We start from the raw sequence: 21,404 nt of genomic DNA on the forward strand, positions 1-21,404 counted from the left end.
TATATTCGAAAAATCGCTAATATAATTTCATGTACCGTGGTCTCTAAACTCAGAAACTTAAACTAACACATCAAAAGTAGTCACGAACGACGGGCGAGAGAAAATGCTTTTTTGCTGTTCTGCATGTGGATGCGCTTGTGCTTGTGCAGGGCGTTTTTTATGAGCGTTTTCGAATGAACGTGATTCTGTCCAGTCTTTAAAGTTTTGCTCAGTTTCCCACATCGTTAAGATGACATATGTATCATTACTTAATGGGCGAAGAACACGGATTGCTTGGAAGCCAGGCTCATTTTCGATTAGACCAGCACGGTTTTTAAAACGGTTTTCAAATACAGGGCGACCTTCGTCTGTTACAGAAATGTTGTTACAAACGATGTAGCCAGATTGTCCTTTAAATTCTCCAACAGCGTCTAATACGTCATACTGAAGTGTCGATTCTACAGATTCTTCAGTATTTTCTTTATAAAACATATCTTTTTCGTTATTTTTTGCAGTGAAATGTGCTTGTTCTAGAGGTGTTTCGTATGAAATAATAGCCTTCATTTTAATGCCCCCTTTATGGTTTGTCTCTATTATATCAATTCTCTTAAAAAACTTCGAAGATTATATACATAAAGATACTTCTTTTTCAAATAATAAATGTACCATCATTTGGAAAGAAGGCCGATGTATGAAGAAAGCAAAGTGGACTTTATTAGGCGGGGTAGCAACGTTCGTAGTAGCGATTGTACTCTATAAACTTATTGTGTTAACTGGTGGCTATATGATGGATGAAAAGCAGCTTGTTTTCCACTCTTCATCACGTATCGTTGACCAGAAAGGAAAAGAAATTACGAAGTTATATGTAGAAAATAGAGAGCTCGTGCCGATTGAAGAAATTCCAAAGTACGTGCAGCAAGCATTTATTGCTGTGGAAGATTCTCGTTTTTATGAGCATCAAGGAATTGATTACCCTTCTATATTTCGGGCGCTTTATAAAGACGCGTTAGCTGGAGAGAAGGTAGAAGGCGGTAGTACGATTACGCAGCAACTGGCTAAAAACGTCTTTTTAACTCGCGAAAAAACATTTACGCGCAAATTGAAAGAGGTCGCAATTTCTCTTCAATTAGAGCAAAAATATACGAAGCAGCAAATTCTTGAAATGTATATGAACCATATTTATTTCGGTCATGGGGCATATGGTATTCAAGCGGCAGCAAAGTTGTATTTTAATAAAAATGTAGAAGATTTAACAGTGGAAGAGGGAGCTATGCTTGCAGGGCTTCCGAAAGCGCCAAATGGCTATTCACCGTACTTATCCCTAGAAAAGAGTAAAGGGCGCCGTGATCTTGTTTTGTCACTTATGCATAAACAAGGCTATTTAACAGCGGAAGATAGTGTTCGTTACCAAGGGAAAACAATAGCTCTTTATAAAAATTCAGATGAACGTGAACTCGCATATATGCCGTATATCGATATGGTTATAGATGAAGCGGCGCGTTTATATGGTTTATCGCATCAAGAAGTACTGCGCGGAGGATATACGTTTGTCGTACCGATGGATGAAAAAGTTCAAAAGGTAGCATATAACCAGTTTCAAGATGCGAGAAATTTCCCTGGTAAAGAAAACGGGGCGCAAGGTGCATTTTTATTAATGGATAATCAGACTGGCGGAATTAAAGCCGCGATTGGCGGAAGAGAGTATGTTCCGAGAGGGCTTAATCGCGTTTTTGCAAAGCGGCAGCCTGGTTCTGTTTTAAAGCCACTTATCGTATATGGACCTGCACTTGAGACGAAGAAATATAATCCATATTCTTTATTAACGAATGAAAAAAGTTCGTTTGAAGGTTATGAACCTCGAAATTATAATCATGAGTATACGAAAGAGATGACGATGTACGATGCGGTATTAGAATCAGCAAATGTGCCAGCTGTATCTTTATTAAATGAATTAGGGGTAGATGAGGGAAAGCAATATTTAGAGAAAGGGAATGTTCATATTGCGGACTCAGGTTTAAGCACAGCACTTGGCGGGCTGAAAAATGGTGTGTCTCCATTTGATCTTGTCAAAATGTACCGATCTTTTTTAGCAAACGGGAATATTATCGAACCGCACGTTATCGATAAAGTATTAAATAGACACGGAGCAGTCATTGGAGAATCATCAAAAGCTGAAACGAAAGTCTTTTCGAAGCAAACGGCATGGTATATGACAAAGATGCTTGAAGGAGTTGTGAAAGAAGGTACGGCGAAAGCTGGCGTATATAATGGAGCTTTAGCTGGAAAAACAGGCACAACTTCACTGCCGAATGATGACAATGGTGCGCGTGATATGTGGTTCGTTGGATATACACCGAATTTAGTAGGTGCAGTTTGGATTGGCTATGACCGCACCGATAAAGAGCATCAATTACAAGATGGAAATGCATCTGCAACGATGTTATTTAAAAAGATTTTAACGAAAGCAAATATACAAGATAAAGCGAGTTTTCATAGGCCAAAAGGTGTTGAAACAATTGGACTGCCAATTCGTTTAGATAAGATTCAAAACGTGGAAGTAAAACTAGCATTTAGTCCTTTCGGTTTATTTGCAATGAAACTAAGCTGGACGCCGCTTCCTGATGAGCGAATTATGTACCGGATTTATAAAGTTGAAAAAGGAATTCATACTCACGTTGGAACGGCAAAAGGAACAGGGAAATATGAGGAAAAGTTTATTAATATATTCTCAAAACCAAGTTTTTACGTTGTACCATATAACACACAAACGAACCGTGAAGGAGAAAAGTCAAAAGTAGCTAAACCGTAGTTTTTCTCTGTGCTATAATAAGAATGTTGTGAAAATAGTAAACGTTTTTACGAACGTTTGTGTCAATTTAATGAACAACGTACATAATGTTATGCATTTTGTTTTTACAAGCTGTATAGTAAAAAAAGATAAATATCGGAATAGAGCATATTTAAAGAAAAAGCATTGGTAAGGAAGGGAGCTAGGGTCTTGGTAAGAACTATAAATGAGACATTTTTAAAAGCATGTAGGGGGGAACGTACAGAGTATGTACCAGCATGGTATATGCGTCAAGCAGGTCGTTCACAGCCGGAATATAGAAAAATAAAAGAGAAATATTCTTTATTTGAAATTACACATAATCCAGAGTTGTGCGCTTACGTTACAAAGTTGCCAGTTGATCAATATAACGTAGACGCAGCAATTCTTTATAAAGATATTATGTCACCACTACCTGCAATTGGTGTTGATGTGGAAATTAAATCTGGCATTGGTCCAGTTATCGATAATCCAATCCGTTCTTTACAAGATGTAGAAAAATTAGGGAAAATCAATCCAGAAGATGACGTACCTTACATACTAGATACAATTCGTTTATTAACGACAGAAATGTTAGATGTACCGTTAATCGGTTTTTCAGGAGCTCCATTTACGTTAGCGAGCTATATGATTGAAGGCGGTCCTTCTCGTAACTATCATAATACGAAAGCGTTTATGTATGCAGAGCCGAAAGCTTGGTTCGCTTTAATGGATAAGCTTGCAGATATGGTTATTACATATTTAAAAGCGCAAATTAATGCAGGAGCAAAAGCGGTTCAAATTTTCGATTCTTGGGTTGGAGCAGTAAATGTAGCGGATTACCGTATATTTATTAAACCAGCGATGGAGCGTATTTTTGCAGAAGTTCGCCCGATGGGTGTTCCAATGATTATGCACGGCGTAGGTGCTGCACATTTAGTGAATGAATGGCACGACTTACCGCTTGATGTAGTAGGTTTAGATTGGCGCTTACCGATTGAAGAAGCACGCGCACGTGGTGTTCACAAGGCGGTACAAGGAAATATGGATCCTTCATTCTTATTAGCACCTTGGCCTGTTATTGAAGAACATGTAAAAGGTATTTTAGATCAAGGGATGAAGCAGCCAGGTTATATCTTTAACTTAGGTCACGGCGTATTCCCAGAAGTAAATCCAGATACATTAAAACGCTTAACTACATTTATTCATGAGTACTCTAAAGAACAGTTAGCGAAGTAAAGGAGATTGTCTGTATGAAAAAGAAAATTGGTTTGCTTGTAATGGCATACGGAACGCCATATAAAGAAGAAGATATTGAACGTTACTATACACATATTCGCAGAGGAAGAAAGCCAAGTCCTGAAATGCTAGAAGATTTAACAGAGCGTTACCGTGCAATTGGTGGTATTTCTCCTTTAGCTACTATTACATTAGAGCAAGCTAAAAAGTTAGAGACGCGTTTAAATGAAATACAAGATGAAGTAGAGTACCACATGTATCTTGGTTTAAAACATATTGAACCGTTCATTGAAGATGCAGTACAAGCTATGCATAAAGATGGAATAGAAGATGCAATTGCACTCGTTCTTGCCCCTCACTATTCTACTTTTAGCGTGAAGTCGTATGTAGGACGAGCGCAAGAAGAAGCAGGAAAACTTGGAAACTTAACAATTCACGGCATCGATAGCTGGTATAAAGAACCGAAATTTATTCAGTATTGGGTCGATGCAGTGAAAGGTATATATAACGGTATGTCAGAAGCAGAACGTGAAAAAGCAGTGTTAATCGTATCTGCACATAGCTTACCAGAAAAAATTATCGCACTCGGCGATCCATACCCGGATCAATTAAACGAAACAGCTGACTATATTGCACGTGGTGCTGAAGTAGCAAACTATGCAGTAGGTTGGCAAAGTGCCGGAAATACACCAGATCCTTGGATTGGTCCAGATGTACAAGATTTAACGAGAGAATTAAATGAAAAGTACGGCTACAGTTCATTCGTATATGCACCAGTTGGATTTGTTGCGGAACATTTAGAAGTTTTATATGACAATGACTTTGAGTGTAAAGTGGTAACGGATGAAATTGGCGCGAAATATTATCGTCCAGAAATGCCAAACGCATCGGACGCATTTATCGACTGTTTAGCAGATGTTGTATTAAAGAAAAAAGAATCTGTAATGTAAGTAGAAAGGGGGAGCTTACTTGAGGAAAAAAGTTGTGATCATCGGCGGTGGCATCACAGGATTGACAACAATGTATAACTTACAAAAAGAAATTCGTGAAAAAAACTTGCCGATAGATGCATTGCTTATAGAAGCGTCCGGTAAACTTGGCGGGAAAATTCAAACCGTTCAAAAAGATGGATTTACAATTGAACGTGGCCCTGATTCTTTCTTAGCAAGAAAAGAGAGCGCAGCTAAATTAGTGAAAGAATTAGGACTTGGCGATGAACTTGTAAATAATAAGGCCGGTCAATCGTTCGTTCTCGTAAACAATCGGTTACATAAAATGCCGAGCGGTTCAATGATGGGAATTCCAACGCAAATTACGCCGTTTCTATTTTCCGGATTGTTCTCCCCAATTGGTAAACTAAGAGCTGGTTTTGACTTATTAATGCCTAGATCAAAACCAGTTTCTGATCAATCACTCGGGCAGTTTTTCAGGCATCGCCTTGGAAATGAAGTCGTTGAAAATTTAATTGAGCCATTATTATCTGGTATTTATGCAGGGGATATTGATGAAATGAGTTTAATGTCAACATTCCCTCAAATTTATCAAATTGAACAGGAGCACCGTAGTATTTCACTCGGTATGCGTACGCTCGCTCCAAAGCAAGAGAAGGCTGAATTGAAAAAAGGAATATTTAAAACTGTGAAAACCGGTTTAGAATCTATAGTAGAATCTCTTGAAACGAAGATTCCTAATGATATGATAATGAAGGGAACTCGTATCGAAAAGGTTGCAAAACTTGGTGATAGTTATACGATTACGCTTAGTAACGGAAAAGAAATGGAAGCAGACGCGATTGTAGTTGCGACGCCGCATAAAGTATTGCCATCTATGTTTGCGCAGTATAAGCAGTTTCGTTTCTTCCGTAACATTCCGTCTACATCAGTTGCAAACGTGGCACTTGCTTTCCCAAAGTCTGCAATTCAGCGTGATATTGATGGTACCGGATTTGTCGTATCAAGAAATAGTGATTATACAATTACAGCGTGTACGTGGACACACAAAAAATGGCCACATACAACGCCAGAAGGAAAAACGCTTCTTCGCTGTTACGTCGGACGCCCAGGTGATGAAGCGATTGTCGAACAAACTGACGAAGAAATTGTGCAGCTCGTACTCGAAGACTTACAAAAGACAATGGATATTACAGAGGATCCAGAGTTTACAATTGTAAGCCGCTGGAAAGAAGCGATGCCTCAATATACAGTAGGCCATAAAGAGCGAATGAAAAAGCTCACAACATTTATGGAGGAAGAATTGCCAGGTGTGTATTTGGCAGGTAGTTCTTACGCTGGTTCTGGTCTTCCGGCTTGTATTGAGCAAGGTGAGTTAGCGGCGAAACGTGTGTTATTTCATTTAGAGAAAGTAATGGAGAATAAATTAGTCGCACATTAAAATATTTCAAACAAAACGCCTTCAATTATATTGAAGGCGTTTTGTTTATTGGATAAAATACCTTTAGTCAATAAACCTATATAAGTTATTTTGTATTATAGTTTGAAAACTTGTAAATTAAATAAATTTTGTGTAAAACTTGTCGAAATATAGTTCTATATAACGAATCATTTGATATGATAGAAATGTTGAGAAAATATGAAATAGGGAGAGGGAAATGGCTGTGAAGAAATTATTAAGTGTCTTTTTATCATTGATGTTATTGCTTTCATTTACTGGAACTTTAGCGCAGGCGGAAGAAACTACTTCTATGTCAGTAGAAAAAGCAATTCAAGTATTTAAGCAGCAAGGGAAAACGAAGGGGATAGTGGAAGGATATATCGTTGGGTATACGCAAAGTCCTTCTAAATACACGAAAGATCCGGCTAAGTTTGACGACACAAACGTGGCAATTGCCGATTCGCCAAACGAAACGAATCCAGACAAAATCATGCCTGTTCAATTGCCAAAAGGCGATGTGAGATCGGCAGTAAATGTGAAAGACCATCCTGAAAATATCGGGAAGAAAGTTAGGTTGACAGGGACGCTTGAGTTATATTTCGGTAGCCCAGGTTTAAAATCAGTAACAGCTCATAAGTTTCAAGGAGAAGAACAAAACCGCGTTAGCGATGTAGTGGCATCACCAAATGGTGGGGAAGTTGCAAAAGGAACAGCAGTAACATTAACAACGAATACAGAAGGAGCAACAATCTACTATACGTTAGATGGCTCTAATCCTACAAATAAAAGTGTTCGTTATAACGGACAAATTGTAGTGAATGAAAATAGTGTAGTGAAAGCAATCGCTGAAAAAGAAGGGCTTACTTCTTCAGCAGTTTCGACATTTTCATTTATAATCGTAACAAATGAACCAGTTCGTATTCATGATATTCAAGGGAAATCACATATTTCTCCTTACAATGGGAAGAAAGTAAACAATGTGGAAGGCGTTGTCACAGCGCTTGATAAAAATGGTTTTTATATAGAAGATAATCAGCCGGATAATGATCCAGCTACTTCTGAAGGTATTTACGTATACAAAAAAGATGCGAATGTAGCAGTAGGAGATCTTGTCCAAGTTGATGGAGAAGTAGAAGAATATGTTGGGCCTGGATATGCAGAAAGGTTTGACACAGATTTAACGACGACGGAAATTAAAGCGAGCCGCGTTGCTGTCATCGCAAAAGATCAACCTTTACCAGCGCCGATTGTACTTGGAGAAAACGGTGTGAAAATTCCTGATCAAATTATCGATAATGATGCATTCGGTTTATTTGATCCAAATGAAGATGCAATCGACTTTTATGAAAGTGTAGAAGGTATGCGCGTTACGATGCCAACGCCAAAAATTATTGCCCCTCAGAAAAACGGTAATTTATATGTAACAGTAAAAAATGGCGGAGATAAAGTAGTAACGAAGTATGGTACACCTTTATTAGATAAAGAGCAATTAAATCCAGAGCGCCTTTCTGTAAAAGTACCTCGTGATTATGTCGCGAAAGTAGGCGATACGTTCACTGGAGATATAACAGGCGTAGTAGGATATGACTACGGTTCGTTCCGCATTTCGCCAGTAACGGAATTACCATCTGTAGTGGACGGCGGATTTAAGCAAGTAGGGGCAAATATTCAGCCGCGTCTTGATAAGTTAACAGTTGCTACATATAACATTGAAAACTTCTCAGCGAACAAAAAAGAAACAACAGATGAAAAAGTAAAAGCGTTAGCTTATTCTATTAAATATAATTTAAAAATGCCTGATATTATCGGTGTACAAGAGATGCAAGATAATAATGGAGCAATCAATGACGGTACAACAGATGCTTCATTAAGCGCAAAACGTATCATTGATGCTGTATTAGAAATTCGTGGACCGAAGTATGAGTATGTAGAAATTGCGCCGAACAACAATCAAGACGGCGGGGCACCTGGAGCGAATATTCGCGTCGGTTTCTTCTATAACCCATCTCGTGTGAAATTAGCGACAGTACCGAAGTTACTAGATAAAAATGTAGTTCGTATTGGAGACGAAAATCCTTTATTTGAAAGTACACGTAAACCGTTAGCTGCAGAATTTACATTCCAAGGACAAAACGTTGTTGTCATTTCAAATCACTTAAACTCAAAACTAGGAGATGCAACGCCATTTGGAAAAGTGCAGCCGCTCGTATTAAAGAGTGAAGAAAAACGAGTTCAATTAGCACAAGAAGTGAATCATTTCGTACAAGGTATCCAAGAAAAGAATACAAATGCACCAGTTGTTGTATTAGGTGATATGAATGACTTTGAATTCTCTAAACCTTTAGAAGCACTAGAGGGAACGATATTAAAAGATATGTTAAACACAGTGCCGAAAGAGAACCGCTATACGTACATTCATGAAGGTAACGCACAAGTGCTAGATCATATTTTAGTAACGAATAACATCGCACTGCACACAATTGTAGACCCAGTACACTTAAACTCAAACATTATGAAAGAAAATGGACGTGTAAGTGACCACGATCCAGTACTTGTTCAAATTGATTTGAAGAAGGCTTCTTAAATAGTCGAGAAAGAACGCTTAGAAATATACTAAGCGTTCTTTTACATTATTAGGGATTTTTATGATAAAATAGATTGAATATTCATTCTTCAATACAGGGAGGTGTAGACATATGGTAGCCCGAATAAACGGGAAATTAATGAATCAGCTTGCAATTTTTTTTAGCATGATCGTCATGCTTCAGTTTGTAGCCGATATAACAGGGCTTACACAGAATCTAGATAGTATGTATTACTTAATAAATACCGCAACTTCCTATATAACGTTTAGTTTGGCGGTTATTTTTACTTTAATCGGTGCAAGAAGAGAATTAAGTAAATACGCAATTATTGCACTATGTTTAGTGGTAGCTATTAAAGCGATTTATTTTGCGGCGATCGTTATTTTATGGGGATTGGCAGGTACGCCGTAAAGGGGAGAGGATTATATGAGTATTGAAAATATAAGATTGATAAATGTAAATGATAATAAGAGCGTAATTCTCTAAGCTAACTTAGGGAATTACGCTCTTATTCGTTCAATTATTTAGTCCGAAATTGCTTGAAACGCTTTTCTACACCGATCTCTTTTTTGCAGTCTTCTTCTATATTTTTTTCTATCCCGCTTTACTCCTTGTATATACATAAATAAGCTAACGAGAAGGAAGAAAGCACATTGCATCGTTAAAATGTACGGTGACATGCCTTGCAATGGTTGTTTCGGATCATATAAATGAATAGGTGCTCCGCCTATTGAAGGAAATATTGTATTTAGCAGGACGTAAGGAATGGAGGCAACTGCAAATGGAAAGAGAATTGCCATATAGTCCTTTTGTGACCATACAGATGCAGCAAGTCCTAAAAGAGCCATTAAACCTGCAAATAAAAAATTAATTCCGATATATACAGTAATGTAAGTGAGAGGCGCATCGAAATATAGGTTTGCGAACATTCCATCAGCATTTATGATGCCTGAACCAATCGTAGGTGTTCCGTCTGGAATGGTTAATTTGCAAAATAATAACGATAAGATGAATGGAAGCGTATAAAGAAATCCTCCGCAAAAAAACGTAACGATATATTTCGTTACTGAATAAGGAAATATAGAAATTCCCTTACTCACAAACGGTTTAAAACCATCTGACTTATCCGAATTGTAACTTGTACTAAAGGGGAAACTCGCAATAACTGGCATTAATAATAAATAAACATCCATTTCATTGTCGCGAAATCCAATCCATTTTAAATCTGTTGAAATAGGTCCACTCGCTGCGTCTCCTAAATAACGAATTACATAGTAATAGTGATAAATACAAATAAGAACGAATCCACTAAACATAATAATTAAAGAAATACGACTACAAAAAGCTTGCTTTATATTTAAACGAAGCGCACGCATCATGACTGAAAAAGCCTCCACTATTTTGATAAACTTGTCTATTTTCTATATTACTATTAAATGTAAAGATTTTCTTGTTTTTTTATTTGATTATTTGAAAAAAGGGAAATTTGTTGTCGTTAAGTAAGGTTTAATCATATATCTTAAGAACACCTTTTCTTTTTCTCTTTTCTTCTGATACACTATGACAGTATTATATAATTTGACTGGAATTTTTTTATACTGGAAATAATAAAAAAGAGAACTTGTCTAGAATGTAAGCGTGTGGTAATATCAAAGATGTACTGATTGACTATATTATCCAATTGGTCATTTTTGGAGGTGACGATGTGGCGATAGATCGAAAACGTTCTATTATTGAAGCTGCAACAAAGTCTTTTTCAGCGTTCGGTTATAAAGCAACAACGATGGATCAAGTAGCGAAGTTAGCGAATGTAGGAAAAGGAACAATTTATACTTTTTTCAAAAATAAAGAAGAGCTATTTGGTGAAATTATTTCTAATTTAATTACAGAAATGAAGCAAGTTGCAGAAAATGCAATTCGTTCAGATATTTCATTTTTTGAAAATGTACATAGAGCATTATATAGCATATTAGAATTTAGAAAAGAACATCAGCTCATGATTAAACTAATTCAAGAAGAGCGTGATATGGGAACGAAAGAAGTACAAGAAGTGATGCAACAAGTAGATGTGGAAATCGTTTCTGTTATTCAATCGTATTTAGAAATTGCGATTGAAAAGGGTGAAATTAGCAAATGTGATCCAGAAATTACAGCGTTTATTATGCTTCGCCTATACGTATCACTTATTTTTGATTGGGAAAAAAATCATGAACCGTTAGAAAAAGAAAAAATATCGGAATTATTCGAACTTTATTTACTAAAAGGATTGTCAAATTAAGATAATCCTTTTAATATTATAAAAAAATGACTAATTGAACAAATTGGTCAATCGTATAAGGGGGGTGGTTAAATATAATCATGTAGATGAAAATGTGCATAGTATAAATTCGGGGATAAGGCATATGTATGAACAGATATAGCCTTTTTATTTGGGTAAAAATGACCATAAATCGATTTTGGTCATTTTTAAAAAGGGGGATAAATTATGAAATGGCATAAGTTGCTTAGTAAAGAATTTGCAGAGATTATAAAAAGTAAAAAAATATTAATTCCAATTATCGCGGTTTTATTCGTACCGATTTTATATGCGGGTATGTTTTTATGGGCCTTTTGGGATCCGTATGAACAGCTAGATGACTTGCCAGTTGCGGTAGTCAATTTAGATAAAGGTGCAGTATTTGATGGGAAACCAATTGAGGTCGGAAAAGGGCTCGTTGATAACTTAAAAGATAATACAAGTTTCAAATGGGAATTTGTAAGTGAAAAAGAAGCGAAAAAGGGAATGGAAGGTAGAAAGTATTACATGTTAGTACGCATTCCAGATAACTTCTCAAGTAACGCTACAACGTTATTAAAAGATGATCCAAAACCATTAAACTTAGAATACATTCCAAACGAAAGCTTGAACTTCTTATCTTCACAAATTGGCGGAACAGCCATTGAAAAAATTAAAGGTGAAGTATCAAGTACGTTAACGAAAACATATGCAGAGAAAATGTTTGATTCTATTCAAGACGTCTCAAAAGGATTAGCAGATGGGGCGGAAGGAGCAAATAAACTACACGACGGATCAAGTGAACTGCATGATGGTTCAAGTAAAGTGACGGATGGCCTTCATACACTTCAAGGGAAGTCTGGAGAGATGAAGGATGGAGTTCAGAAATTAGCAGATGGATCTAATAAATTAGTAGATGGGTCAGGAAAAGTAACAACAGGTTTAAATACGTTAAATAGCAAAACGGGTGAAATGCAGATAGGTATAGGGAAATTACAAGATGGATCTCAGAAAGTAACTGATGGTTTGAATACATTAGCAAATAAATCAGGTGAATTAAAAACAGGAACGAATGAATTAGCGAACGGTATGGAAAAGCTTGTTGGAGGACAAAGTCAATTAGAAGAAGGTTCTCAAAAAATTGAAAATGGTTTGCAAGATTTAAATAGTACAGTAAAGCATTCTGTTGTAGGTTTAGAGGAAATGCAGGCGAAAGTTCCTTCTATATTAAATACTGTAAATGAGAAAATGAACGGAGCTGCAGAAAACGTAAATCAGTTAAATGAATTTACTCAATCAACAGCAGGAGATGCAAAAACTGCAGCGCAAGATGTAGCTAATTTGCAAAAGCAAATCGAGAGTTTACCGAAAGAATATCAAGAGAAGTTACAACCATATATAACAAATGCGGCGAAAAGTACAGCGACAGTTCAGCAGAAAGCTATTGGAGTAGCAGGTGGAACAAATAAATTAAATGAAGAAGTAAGACAATTAAAAGGTGAAATAACTCAAACAACAAGTGATGCGCAAAACAAACTACCGAATACAGCGAAATTGCAATCTTTAACGGAGGGTATTGAGAAATTACTGAATGCGCAAAAAGAATTTGTAAGCAAATTTCATGGATTTGGTGAAGGATTAAGTAATGCCAAAGTAGGTGTAGATAAATTAAATAACGGGTCAGGTCAATTAATTGATGGAGTAACTCAATTAGCAGATGGCTCAAGTAAAGTAACAGGCGGTTTAGGTACATTATCTGTAGGAGCAAGCCAAATGACAGGAGGAATAACGCAATTAGCGGATGGCTCAAGTCAAGTAACAACAGGCATAGGTACTTTAAATGGTGGTCTAAATAAAATGTCTACTGGCTCAACCCAGCTAATCGACGGAGTAAATAAACTAGCAGACGGATCCGGAAAAGTGACAGATGGACTCATAAAGGTAAATGATGGATCAAGTACACTTGCTGAGAAACTTGGTGAAGGGGCAGAAAAAACAGGAGAAGTAAAAGGAACGGATAAAACATATGATATGTTTGCAAGCCCAGTAAAAGTGAAGACGGAGAAAATGGCGGAAGTTCCAAACTACGGAACAGGATTCACACCGTATTTCTTATCACTCGGTTTATTCGTTGGGGCATTACTATTATCTATCGTATACCCATTACGCGATACAGTCGGCGTTCCGAAATCAGGATTCAGCTGGTTTATTAGTAAGTTTGGTGTTTTACTATCAGTCGGTATTATTCAAGCAATAGTAGCAGATGTCATATTACTATTCTGGTTAGGTGTAGAAGTACAAAGTATTCCATACTTTATACTCTTTAGTATTGTTACGAGCTTAGCGTTTATTTCATTAATTCAATGTTTAGTAACAGCATTCGGTGATGCAGGGCGTTTCATCGCAATCATCACATTAATTATTCAGCTTACAACAAGTGCTGGAACATTCCCGTTAGAATTAATTCCGAAGTTTTTACAACCATTTAATGCTTGGCTACCGATGACATACTCTGTATCAGGATTTAAAGCAGTCGTATCAAGCGGTGATTTTAATTTCATGTGGCAAAATATAGGGATATTAATGATCTTTATCGTTGTATTATCACTTGGAACAATTGCTTCATTAACTTGGATGCACAAACGACAGTTTAAAAATATTGCTGAGAATCAATCGGTTGAAGCTTAAATAAGACCAATAAAAAAAGGCGCCGAAATGGTGCCTTTTTTTATTGGTCTTGTTTTATTGGTTGAGAAAGTTCATTTGTTTTTCTATTTTTACGGAACAAGTATATAACAATACTTATAAGAATAATTGTTGCTACAATCCAAACAAATGGACCATATCTTTCAGCAAAAGTATATAGTTTCATGTTGCTGGAAATGTCCTCTTTTGTTTTTCCTATTAGAATTTCAGAGCTACTATAACCTTCAAGTGTATCTCCTTTTTTTATACCAAAAATAAGAGTGTCTGATTTGTTTTCTATTCCTGTGTATCGGTATCCTTTACCTTTAATTGTTAATTGAGTATCATCTTTTTTTAGTGTGTAGTCTTCGGTGGATATATCTTTTCCTGACAGTGTAATTGGTTCCATTGAGAAGCGGATTTCTTTTAATGCAGGAAGAGCCTCATTGTTTAGTAAGAGCTGCTTTGCAATATGCTGCTCGGTATCAATGTTTTTCCAATTTGCCTTTCGTCGTTTATATGTATTAATTTCAAGAAGTGCAAATTCTTTATTTTGAAGTTTTTCCTCTGTAATAGGTTGTGTAGTAGTTAATGTTCCTTTTAATAAAATCACACCGTCTTTTGCAGATTGAAATGAAGAGACTTCCTTCGTTTCTTTTAATGTATTGATAGCATCTCTATAATCTTCTTTTCCTAAAAGAACAGCTCCTGTATGTACAGTTAAAATAAGATATAGGATGCTTAATACTATAATAGCTTTTTTCACTATGTACCCTCCAAAGTATGTATAAATGGATTATAACATAATTTACCATATGAAATTATTAATTTGAATAATAAGTTACAAATATAAGGGTGATAAATAAATTAAAAAAGTGTGGATGAGAGGAGTAAAAGTGAAAAGGAATTACAACAATTTACAGAGAAAACTAGAATAGAGGAGTTGATACGATGAAAGGAAATCTTACTTATTATTTTATCGTAAATCCGCTAATCATCTTTCTTGTTTACGCCCTTTCACCTATCTTGTTTCATAAAGAAAAATATACAAATATGAAAGATGCACTAGGAATACTTGTAGTTTACTATGTGCTAATTATTGGGTATTACTTTATGGATGTTGTAAGTAAAAGAATGAAGAAAAATAGTAAGGACAAACAATAAAGTTTTATTACATAAAAACTGATGGAGGACAACAAAATGACCGAAAGCCAAATGAAATTTCGTGATACGACCATTCGCAATTTTTTTGATAAAGAGGACCGTTTAAAATCGATTCCAGGTCAAAAAAAGAAAAAGTTAGTATTGTTAGAGCATTTGATTAGCAAATTAAACGCTGAAAATCAGTATACGGAAAAAGAAATTAATACATTCATAAAACAATATCATGATGATTTTTGTACGATTAGACGAGAGTTTATCGTGCATGGATTTATGGATCGGGAGGATAATGTGTATCGTATAAATGAGAGAGAAGTATGGAGGAAATGGGAAGAGTTATAAATGTAATGAGGAAGGGGGATTTTCTTGCAAGCTAGTAGTCTTATGCATGAAGAGATTTCTGGAAAACCATCGATTTTTGGGATATTCACTTCGCCAACACTACAATTCAAAAGGATGAAGAATCAAAGAAATATATTCTTTCCACTAGCCTTTTTAATTGTGCTTATTATAATTTCAAGTGCCTTAATGTCTTGGAATTCTTTAAATAATCCTGCACTCAGTATGTTTCATGATAAAACGGGATTTACTGTTCCGAAATACATAACTTTCTTTACTACATTTGGATTTTCAGCAGTCAGTGGAATCGTAGCTATACTTTTTGCACCTATATTCTATAAGAACATTATGATTTTCTTTGGAGTTGATATTAACTATAAAGAAACATTCCCGATAATCATTTATGCTTCGTTTGTATTAAGATTAGGGATGATTTTAAACGGATTAATTGCATTTTCTCTAAGTGGGTATGAGATATCTTATACAGGTTTAGGTGCAATAGCGACAGATAATATGATTCTACATACAATCGCTCAAAGAATAGATATATTTAATATTTGGTATTACGTTTTATTAGGAATAGGTTTAAGAACGATAACGAATTTAAATAAAGACAAACTTATCCCTCTTATTATTGTACTTTTCGTTTTCACTAGTTTATTAGCGAGCATGTCTGGATTTATGCAGGAAATAGCTAAAGCGTAAGGATAGGTGGGAGTCGGGCTGCCCGTAAAAGCCCGATTGGTGAGGGCTAATAATTAGTGGGGGATGAATAAAATCCCCACTGATTAAAGTTTCACTTTATCGTGCATGGGTTTATGGATCGAGAGGATAATATGTACCAAATAAACGGGAGAGAAGTATGGAAGAAGTGGGAAGAGTTAAAATAACGAATCAGCGGGGGGATCCCCACTGATTATGAATCCGTGCTAGTTTTGCATTTTCTCTGTAGTAAGTCTATGAACTCTTCAATATTTGAACTTGTAATGTATCCCACCGTTATATATTCATCTTCATAATAAAATATTATTTTTTTATCAAAGATTCTTCTCTTCGTTTCTATAGATACAATTTTTTCATACTCAAATTCGGCAATTAATGTATTTTTATATTGGCTAAAAAAGAGAAGTTTTCTATTAGTAGCAAGTAGCATGCCTGGATACGGAACTTTATGCGTAATAATATAGCCAGTAAGTGAACAATTTAAAGTAGATATAATAACTTCGTCTTTATGTAATAGTTGTTTTGCAGCTGTTAAAATTGGATTCATTTTATACATTCCTTTTATATAGATGTAAGGATATTATATCGAAAGTGAAAAGATTCTCAATATGTAATGTTGCATATTGAGCGCTTTAGAGATTCTTAGTTTGATAGTTCCAATATTATTTTTAAAAGAAAAAGGTACGAGGTGATTCGGTGATACGATTAGCAAAAGAGGTTGATGCGGAATCAATTATGGATATTAGAAAAGAAATTATATTATCAGAAACTACTACAAAGTTTTTTATATCATCTCCAAATAAATTACCAAATGATATTGATTCAGAAAGAGAAAAGATACAGACAAGTAGTGAAAAAGGCAACCTTTATATAGTTTACGAGGTAGATAGTAAGGTGGTTGGCTTTCTGGTTTTCAAACGATATGAACTAGAACGGTTACGACATGCAGGTACAATGGGAATGGGGATTAGAGAGGCGTACTGTAATCAAGGCATTGGTACGAAGCTAATTGAATTTCTTATTAGCTGGGCTAAAGGGCAGAAAGGTTTAGAGAAAATTTGCTTAGGTGTAGTTTCTATTAATGATAGGGCAATTCAAGTGTACAAACGTATTGGCTTTGTAGAAGAAGGAAGACAAAGAAAGCAAATTAAATATGAAGATGGATCATATGGAGACGACGTATTGATGGGTTTTTATATTGAATAGAATTCTTATTAATTAAGAAGGTGTATATGCGTTATGGTATGTACATCTTTTTTCATATGCATATTGTGAAATTCTAAAAGTAGTGTGTAATTCCCTGCCATTAACAGACTTTTCCCTATGTATAATATTAATATAGTAAAATCATAAGAACCTATATTGCAGTTTCCAATAATATACTATATAATCAGGATAAGAAAACGTTTTCATTCAAAGGGGGAAATTTCGTGTCGACTATCGAGGACGTGGCGAAATTAGCGGGGTTATCAAGGACAACGGTTTCTAGGGTGATCAATAATCATCCATATGTTTCAGATGAGAAGAAGAAAAGGGTTCAATTAGCAATGAAGCATTTAGGCTTCGTTCCTAATTCTGCGGCGAGAAGGCTTCGTAAACAAAAAACAGAAACAATTGCGGTGCTTGTTCCAAGGATTACAAATCCTTTTTTTAGTAGATTTATTGAAGCAATCGAGATTGCTGCTTCTGAACATAAATATAAACTGATTATTTGTCAAACAAGATATTTACCGGAAAAAGAGATGGAGTATTTACAATTATTATCTACGAAACAAGTAGATGGGATTATTCTATGTTCACTAGAAAATCCATGGGAGAATGTGGAGCCATACTTGCAACACGGTCCAATCGTGTTATGTAATGAATATATTGAGGAAGCAAATGTTCCAACAGTGAAGTTCGATCATGCACAGGGTGCATACATAGCTGCCAATCATGTATTAGAACAAGGATATCGTAATCTGATTTTTTGCCGTGGCAACGAAACGAAAGTAGTGAGCCAACAGCGAAAAATGGGCTTTTTACGCGCTATTACTGAAAAGAGTAGAGAAGTGGAAGCGATCGATTTTCTTGAAAACGCTTTCTCTTGGGATGATGGAAAACGAATATTCAATGAAGTATTAAAGGACAAAAAAAATCCTACCGCGATTTTGGCAGGAGGCGACGAGGTTGCAGCTGGAATTATCTCAGAGGCGAAACGCCATGGTTGGAGTATTCCAGAAGATCTCGCTGTGATCGGTTTTGATAATCAAATTTTGGCGCAGATTACAGAGCCAGGTATTACGACAATTGAACAACCAATCGACGAGATGGCCCGAAAAGTTGTCGACTTAATGATGGATAAAATCCATACGAAAAATTATCGACAAAAAGAATTGTATGAGTTTGAACTGGAGCTCTTGGTGAAAGGTTCAACGATGAAGGATACGATGTTATTAGCCTAGTAGACTATGTCTGCTAGGTTTTTTTATGTTTACAAACTACTATTCTTCGTGAACGCAATCGTCACATTTGTTATGGTATGCTTCGTGCTGCTCATCAATTTCCTTCCCGCAATGAGCACAAGTTTTCGTCGGTAAATTTCGGAAAAACTCCATTGGTTGATCGATCATGTCAATCCCTCCATTTCCATTTCTTACTATCATTGTATTAGTACAAAAAACAAAAGTCAACAACTGTTTTATAACAAAAGTGAAAATTAATGAAAAAGTTTAGGAAATGGATTATAGTTAACAATGTAGGATGTAAGTAAAAAACTTTCTCAAGTACGGAAAAAAACGGCATTCCTACGCGGTTTTAGAAAGGATGGATACATATGAAGATGACTGTTGTCGGCTTTTGGGGCGGCTTTCCAGAAGCGGGAGAAGCAACGTCGGGGTATTTGTTTGAACACGATGGTTTTCGTTTACTTGTCGACTGTGGTAGTGGTGTACTAGCACAGCTTCAAAAATATATAACACCATCTCATATAGATGCAGTTGTACTGTCACACTATCATCATGATCATGTTGCAGACATTGGGGTGCTGCAATATGCAAGATTAATTACGAGTGTGACAAAAGGACAACTACCGGAATTACCAATATACGGTCATACGTTTGATGAGAATGGATTCCATTCTTTAACACATGAACCGCATACGAAAGGAATCGCGTACAACCCAGAAGAACCACTTCAAGTTGGACCGTTCTCCATTTCATTCTTAAAAACTGTTCATCCTGTTACATGCTTTGCGATGCGTATTACAGCTGGTAGTGACGCTGTAGTATATAGCGCTGATTCAAGTTATATTCCTGAGCTTATTCCGTTCACAAAAGATGCTGATCTTTTCATTTGTGAGTGTAATATGTATGCACATCAAGAGGCTGCAAAAGCAGGGCATATGAATAGTACAGAAGTAGCAAGTATTGCGAAAGATGCAAATGTAAAAGAACTTTTATTAACGCACTTACCGCATACAGGAAACCCATCTGATTTAGTAACAGAGGCAAAACAAATTTTCAGTGGCCATATTACGCTAGCGCATAGTGGCTACATTTGGAACTCATGAGGTGATACGATGTTATTTATTGATAATAAAGGGATTACAGATCCTAGAATAAACTTAGCGATTGAAGAATATTGTGTGAAAAATTTAGATATTAACGAAACATATTTATTGTTCTACATTAACGAACCTTCAATTATCATTGGTAAAAACCAAAACACAGTAGAAGAAATTAATGCAGATTACGTAAAAGAAAAAGGTATTCATGTTGTTCGTCGTCTATCAGGCGGAGGTGCAGTATATCATGATTTAGGAAACTTAAACTTCAGCTTTATTACGAAAGATGATGGAGATAGTTTCAGCAACTTTAAAAAATTCACAGAGCCTGTAACGAAAGCTCTTAGTAAACTAGGCGTAAATGCAGAACTAAGTGGTCGTAACGATATTTTAGCTGAAGGTAGAAAAATTTCAGGTAACGCGCAGTTCTCAACGAAAGGTCGTATGTTCAGTCACGGTACGTTACTATTTGACTCTGAAATCGATCACGTTGTATCGGCACTTAAAGTGAAAATGGATAAGATTCAATCAAAAGGCATTAAATCAATCCGTAGCCGCGTTGCGAACATTACAGAGTTCTTAAACGAAAAAATGACGACAGAAGAGTTTAGACAACTTCTTCTAGAAACAATTTTCGAAGGGGAAACAGAAATTCCAACGTATGAGTTAACAGAAAATGATTGGAAAGAGATCCATAAGCTTTCTGAAGAACGTTACCAAAATTGGGATTGGAACTACGGAAAATCTCCGAAGTTCAACTTACAACATTCACACCGCTTCCCAGTTGGACAAGTTGACGTTCGTCTTGAAGTGAAAAAAGGAACAGTAACAGAATGTAAAATTTACGGTGACTTCTTCGGATCACTAGATGTTCATGACATTGAAGAACGTCTAACAGGCGTACAATTTGATAAAGATACATTCACCGTAGCTTTAGAAGGCGTAGATATCGCGCGCTACTTCGGTAATATTACAACAGAAGATTTCTTGCATTTATTCTTCTAAAAATAAGGGAGGCTGCCGTAACGGGCAGCCTCTTTTTTGCGTAGATTGTCACGTTTTATCGGTAAGTCGATATATTTTAAAAATCGCTTATATAATTTCATTCACCATAAAATCACAGGACATTTGCCCCTCATAAAGGAATATATATATTCAAAAGGAGGCGAATTGAAATGAAAAGGATAATGTACGTTGTATTACTGCTCAGCTTCGTCATCGGAATGACAGCCTGTAACGATGAAACGTCCTCAAGTCGCACACTTTTATCTATTGGAAAGCCAGGGAGGGATAATGTCATATATTTTACGCATACGGATAACAAACGAAAGATAGATGATATACAAACTATGTTTCAAAATAAGAAATGGAAAAGAAATGAAGCTTTTAGTACGATGAATAAAACGCCAGATCTTGTTTTGTCAATAGATGAGGCCAATACCGGGTTACTGACATTATATGTAACATTGTTTTTTCATGAAAACGGAGCGGATGCAATCAACTTGTATGGGGAGCATACGAGCTTGAATAAAGAGGAACTAGAAAAACTTAGTGAAAAGATGAGTGCATATTATCTTGAAATGATTTTAGCCTTTGGTTCATCATTTGCTAACGAATGAAATTTCCGTATCCTTCCAAAGAGAGTCAACAGGAGGTGATCGTTGTATATGCAGTTAA

21 protein-coding genes and 1 pseudogene are annotated in these 21,404 nt (G+C 36.0%); 17 read left to right on the plus strand and 5 right to left on the minus strand.

Annotation, left to right across the window (positions count from 1 at the left end):
• Positions 1–57 precede the first annotated feature (57 nt).
• On the minus strand, positions 58–543 hold the full coding sequence (gene hmoB / locus NSS97_RS05770; protein ID WP_107887055.1) for a heme-degrading monooxygenase HmoB: 486 nt from the start codon (positions 541–543) through the stop codon (positions 58–60).
• Between the two features lie 127 nt (positions 544–670).
• Between hmoB and NSS97_RS05775 the strand changes: the two genes are divergently transcribed.
• From NSS97_RS05775 to NSS97_RS05800, 6 genes are all read left to right on the plus strand, one after another.
• The gene (locus NSS97_RS05775) at positions 671–2,788 is read left to right on the plus strand and encodes a PBP1A family penicillin-binding protein (protein ID WP_107887054.1); all 2,118 of its coding nucleotides are present in this window, start codon (positions 671–673) and stop codon (positions 2,786–2,788) included.
• 189 nt (positions 2,789–2,977) lie between these two features.
• Positions 2,978–4,024 carry a uroporphyrinogen decarboxylase gene (gene hemE, locus NSS97_RS05780; RefSeq protein ID WP_088031242.1) on the plus strand — a complete coding sequence of 349 codons (1,047 nt, stop codon included), beginning with the start codon at positions 2,978–2,980 and terminating at the stop codon, positions 4,022–4,024.
• Positions 4,025–4,038: 14 nt separating this feature from the next.
• Entirely contained in the window at positions 4,039–4,974 is a 936-nt protein-coding gene (hemH, locus tag NSS97_RS05785) for a ferrochelatase (protein ID WP_002134839.1), read from the plus strand.
• 19 nt (positions 4,975–4,993) lie between these two features.
• Entirely contained in the window at positions 4,994–6,415 is a 1,422-nt protein-coding gene (hemY, locus tag NSS97_RS05790; RefSeq protein ID WP_107887053.1) for a protoporphyrinogen oxidase, read from the plus strand.
• Positions 6,416–6,632: 217 nt separating this feature from the next.
• Positions 6,633–8,999, plus strand: a complete 2,367-nt coding sequence (locus NSS97_RS05795; protein WP_341111916.1) for a DUF6359 domain-containing protein — start codon at positions 6,633–6,635, stop codon at positions 8,997–8,999.
• Positions 9,000–9,111: 112 nt separating this feature from the next.
• Complete coding sequence (locus tag NSS97_RS05800; RefSeq protein ID WP_002087130.1) at positions 9,112–9,411, plus strand: hypothetical protein; 300 nt, start codon at positions 9,112–9,114, stop codon at positions 9,409–9,411.
• A 113-nt stretch (positions 9,412–9,524) separates the two neighbouring features.
• On the opposite strand, the gene NSS97_RS05805 is transcribed toward NSS97_RS05800, so the two are convergent.
• A complete protein-coding gene (locus NSS97_RS05805) occupies positions 9,525–10,379 on the minus strand; it encodes a hypothetical protein (RefSeq protein WP_016119777.1) in 855 nt (284 codons plus the stop codon).
• 326 nt (positions 10,380–10,705) lie between these two features.
• Between NSS97_RS05805 and NSS97_RS05810 the strand changes: the two genes are divergently transcribed.
• Both NSS97_RS05810 and NSS97_RS05815 read left to right on the plus strand, forming a co-directional pair.
• Positions 10,706–11,278 carry a TetR/AcrR family transcriptional regulator gene (locus NSS97_RS05810; RefSeq protein WP_000963368.1) on the plus strand — a complete coding sequence of 191 codons (573 nt, stop codon included), beginning with the start codon at positions 10,706–10,708 and terminating at the stop codon, positions 11,276–11,278.
• Positions 11,279–11,485: 207 nt separating this feature from the next.
• Positions 11,486–13,963: a YhgE/Pip family protein gene (locus NSS97_RS05815; RefSeq protein WP_107887051.1), complete on the plus strand. Its 2,478-nt coding sequence runs from the start codon at positions 11,486–11,488 to the stop codon at positions 13,961–13,963.
• A 40-nt stretch (positions 13,964–14,003) separates the two neighbouring features.
• On the opposite strand, the gene NSS97_RS05820 is transcribed toward NSS97_RS05815, so the two are convergent.
• Positions 14,004–14,726 (minus strand): hypothetical protein, encoded by a 723-nt coding sequence (locus NSS97_RS05820; protein WP_341111919.1) that lies wholly within the window; start codon positions 14,724–14,726, stop codon positions 14,004–14,006.
• Between the two features lie 185 nt (positions 14,727–14,911).
• Here NSS97_RS05820 and NSS97_RS05825 point away from each other — a divergent pair, with 185 nt between their 5' ends.
• The 4 genes and pseudogenes from NSS97_RS05825 to NSS97_RS05840 form a co-directional block, all read left to right on the plus strand.
• Positions 14,912–15,124 (plus strand): hypothetical protein, encoded by a 213-nt coding sequence (locus NSS97_RS05825; RefSeq protein ID WP_107887049.1) that lies wholly within the window; start codon positions 14,912–14,914, stop codon positions 15,122–15,124.
• 36 nt (positions 15,125–15,160) lie between these two features.
• A complete protein-coding gene (locus tag NSS97_RS05830) occupies positions 15,161–15,463 on the plus strand; it encodes a DUF2087 domain-containing protein (RefSeq protein WP_002134855.1) in 303 nt (100 codons plus the stop codon).
• A 24-nt stretch (positions 15,464–15,487) separates the two neighbouring features.
• Complete coding sequence (locus NSS97_RS05835) at positions 15,488–16,165, plus strand: YIP1 family protein (RefSeq protein WP_107887048.1); 678 nt, start codon at positions 15,488–15,490, stop codon at positions 16,163–16,165.
• Positions 16,166–16,248: 83 nt separating this feature from the next.
• Positions 16,249–16,350: pseudogene (locus tag NSS97_RS05840) on the plus strand (DUF2087 domain-containing protein); the annotation flags it as partial.
• Between the two features lie 26 nt (positions 16,351–16,376).
• On the opposite strand, the gene NSS97_RS05845 reads toward NSS97_RS05840, so the two are convergent.
• Positions 16,377–16,730, minus strand: coding sequence for a PH domain-containing protein (locus NSS97_RS05845; RefSeq protein WP_044444043.1), 354 nt, complete (start codon positions 16,728–16,730; stop codon positions 16,377–16,379).
• A 149-nt stretch (positions 16,731–16,879) separates the two neighbouring features.
• Here NSS97_RS05845 and NSS97_RS05850 point away from each other — a divergent pair, with 149 nt between their 5' ends.
• Together NSS97_RS05850 and NSS97_RS05855 are read left to right on the plus strand one after the other, a co-directional pair.
• Positions 16,880–17,389: a GNAT family N-acetyltransferase gene (locus NSS97_RS05850; RefSeq protein WP_107887047.1), complete on the plus strand. Its 510-nt coding sequence runs from the start codon at positions 16,880–16,882 to the stop codon at positions 17,387–17,389.
• A 224-nt stretch (positions 17,390–17,613) separates the two neighbouring features.
• Complete coding sequence (locus tag NSS97_RS05855) at positions 17,614–18,627, plus strand: LacI family DNA-binding transcriptional regulator (protein WP_002087115.1); 1,014 nt, start codon at positions 17,614–17,616, stop codon at positions 18,625–18,627.
• A 39-nt stretch (positions 18,628–18,666) separates the two neighbouring features.
• Here NSS97_RS05855 and yhfH read toward each other — a convergent pair whose 3' ends face one another.
• Positions 18,667–18,795 carry a protein YhfH gene (yhfH, locus tag NSS97_RS05860; protein ID WP_000567010.1) on the minus strand — a complete coding sequence of 43 codons (129 nt, stop codon included), beginning with the start codon at positions 18,793–18,795 and terminating at the stop codon, positions 18,667–18,669.
• A 203-nt stretch (positions 18,796–18,998) separates the two neighbouring features.
• On the opposite strand from yhfH, the gene NSS97_RS05865 reads away from it, so the two are divergent.
• The 3 genes from NSS97_RS05865 (at position 18,999) to NSS97_RS05875 (ending at position 21,346) form a co-directional block, all read left to right on the plus strand.
• Positions 18,999–19,733: an MBL fold metallo-hydrolase gene (locus NSS97_RS05865; protein ID WP_341111922.1), complete on the plus strand. Its 735-nt coding sequence runs from the start codon at positions 18,999–19,001 to the stop codon at positions 19,731–19,733.
• Positions 19,734–19,742: 9 nt separating this feature from the next.
• A complete protein-coding gene (locus NSS97_RS05870) occupies positions 19,743–20,732 on the plus strand; it encodes a lipoate--protein ligase (protein WP_107887044.1) in 990 nt (329 codons plus the stop codon).
• A gap of 170 nt (positions 20,733–20,902) precedes the next feature.
• A complete protein-coding gene (locus NSS97_RS05875) occupies positions 20,903–21,346 on the plus strand; it encodes a hypothetical protein (protein WP_016101568.1) in 444 nt (147 codons plus the stop codon).
• The last annotated feature ends 58 nt before the right edge of the window (positions 21,347–21,404 follow it).

This window comes from Bacillus sp. FSL R12-0074 (assembly GCF_038005725.1).
GTDB classification, from domain to species: Bacteria; Bacillota; Bacilli; order Bacillales; family Bacillaceae_G; genus Bacillus_A; species Bacillus_A mycoides.